This window comes from Propionimicrobium lymphophilum DSM 4903, assembly GCF_000423485.1.
In the GTDB taxonomy this organism is placed as follows: domain Bacteria; phylum Actinomycetota; class Actinomycetes; order Propionibacteriales; family Propionibacteriaceae; genus Propionimicrobium; species Propionimicrobium lymphophilum.
In genome coordinates this window covers 1-2,068 of the sequence record NZ_AUIB01000025.1, presented here as the reverse complement: position 1 = coordinate 2,068, position 2,068 = coordinate 1, and the positions used below count along the sequence as shown (strand labels likewise).

Genomic DNA, 2,068 nt, shown 5'->3' with positions numbered 1-2,068 from the left:
TACTCGCCAGCTAATGTGTCTGCCTGACCGACATCGGAAAAATCATCCGGACGTAAACCTGCTAACGCCTCATACGCCTCTGGTGGTAGATAGCTCGGGTCGGAGGCGACCTTCGAAGCGAACCTGCATGCCGAGTTCCAGATCTTCTGTAATTCGCCCTCGTTGAGCGGTGGTTCGCAGAGGTTGGCTTTGCGTTCGAAGAGGTCTCGTGCTTGATCGGTCTGCCCGTAGCGGATGAGGACCCGCCCGGCGAAGCGAGAGAGCGTGGCATTACGGGAGCCTTCACCAATCACCAAAGTGCTCTGATCGAAGGCAGCGAACACGTCGATCTCGTCAGCCGCGTCCAGCCATGCATCGAGCAACTGGTCGCCCTCATGCGCCGTAACTTGTGGGTTAGGGGTGCCGTAGATGAAGCGACCGGCATCCAAAGCATTGCGATCAAAGAAACCAAAGCGCGATGCCAGGCGATGCTTCAATCCCGCGTATTCGTCCGCGTTCGTGATCGTGTGGATTGGGAAGTAGACGTGGAAACGTGGCCGGGCGGAGAGCACACCCTTCGGCTTCATGTGGTTGCGGGAGGTGGCGGTCATGAACTCCACACCAGACATCAACTCGCCGAGCTTCTCAGGCGTGATCCACTCGGTGTGGGTTTCGGTGTGATCGTTGTCGATATCCATCACCACGCAATCCGAGGACATGAAGGCTGCGGTTGAGCGGCGGTCATTGACATACGTGGCGGCCACATGATCAAAGCCAGCAACCGCCACTAGGGATGCCGCGTCAATGACCTGATGTGGGTTCGGGTAGTGGTTATTGTTCTGCACACCTGTAACCGCGGCAGCGAACAAGGTGAAAGGCGTGGTCATGGTATGACCTCCTTGAAATCAGAATCGAAGTACTTAATCGGCAACTCGAGGTCGCGCGCCCAGCCGATTTCTAGGCGCATACCGGAAGATACGTGTCCGACGTATGCCCATAGGGCTTCGCATTTAGCGAGCAGCACTCGGTTGAAGAACATCGCCAGCTCGCGCTGATCGGGATCGGCGTCGTCCATGAACTGTGGATAGTGCAGATGCGGGGCGAACGGGATCTTGCCTGCCGCTACTGCGAGCTCGCAGAATTGGCGGGCGAGCTCCACGTTCGCTTGCACGTCGCCCGAATACGGTGAGCAGATATAAACCAAGGGCCGGTAGCCGAACTGTTCGCGCTGCAGCTTCTTGAGCGCGTGGTAGCTCGTCAGGTCCAGATAGCCTTCGGTGTTTTTCTTCGAAAACCCAATATCGACTGTCGTGGCGCTCATGCTTGCACCTGACCTTCACGCTCAATCACCGGGAGGATGCCAAGCTTGTTCTTGAGCAGGTCGTAGATGAACAAGCGCCCCTTCTGGGTCCAGTACATGTGGGTGCGGGTCTGGCCTTCGCCGTATTCGTGAGTCTTGGACTGGGTGTAGCCCTGCTCGGCGAAGCGGGCGTAGAGGAACCACCGGCCCGACTGATGGAACTGCACGTGAGCATCACGCAGGATCCGGTTGAGCTTCTTCGCGGAGAGTCCGTAGTCCTTCGCAATCGCCGTCGTCGTCAACAACGAATCGGACTGCAGCACGACGTCGTAGTACGAGACTTTCGGTGCCGCCTCCAAAAGGGCTTGCTCTGCGGCGAGGCGCTTGGCCCGCTCGGCCCGCAGCGTGGCGATGGCATGCTCCAAGAATTCATCGTCAGCCAGCAGCTCGTCGATCGCGTAGAGGCCGTGGCGGCGAATCGTCGGTAGCACTTCATCGAACACCCAGGCTTCGAACTTCTGTGCTGCCGGGAGTTTGGAGGAGATGATGAGGCGGTAGAGGTCACCTTCGGTAATGAAGCGAACCTGCTGGATTCCACCAGCGGTCTCAAGGGGGTGGTAATTTGCCACCCCCTTGCAGTGCAGCTTCACCGCGTTCGTCGGATCCTGATAGCCGAGCGCGACGGCGACGTCCTTGCCGCAGAAAAGGATCTGACCATCATTGGTGATAGTGCGGATGGTGCCGAACACGTCGTTGGTGAATGTTTGAATCTGGTTTCCCATGGCGGGG

The 2,068-nt window shown here is 58.2% G+C and carries 3 protein-coding genes; all 3 read right to left on the bottom strand.

The window, feature by feature from the left end; genetic code table 11:
• On the bottom strand, nt 1–866 hold an 866-nt coding region (locus tag G556_RS0107485; protein WP_028822327.1), incomplete at its 3' end, for a primase alpha helix C-terminal domain-containing protein.
• Nucleotides 863–1,300, bottom strand: coding sequence for a DUF7768 domain-containing protein (locus G556_RS0107480; RefSeq protein WP_028822326.1), 438 nt, complete (start codon nt 1,298–1,300; stop codon nt 863–865). The genes G556_RS0107485 and G556_RS0107480, both read right to left, overlap by 4 nt.
• Nucleotides 1,297–2,061, bottom strand: coding sequence for a phage antirepressor (locus G556_RS0107475; RefSeq protein WP_028822325.1), 765 nt, complete (start codon nt 2,059–2,061; stop codon nt 1,297–1,299). Before G556_RS0107475 ends, G556_RS0107480 begins: the two co-directional genes overlap by 4 nt.
• Nucleotides 2,062–2,068 lie beyond the last annotated feature (7 nt).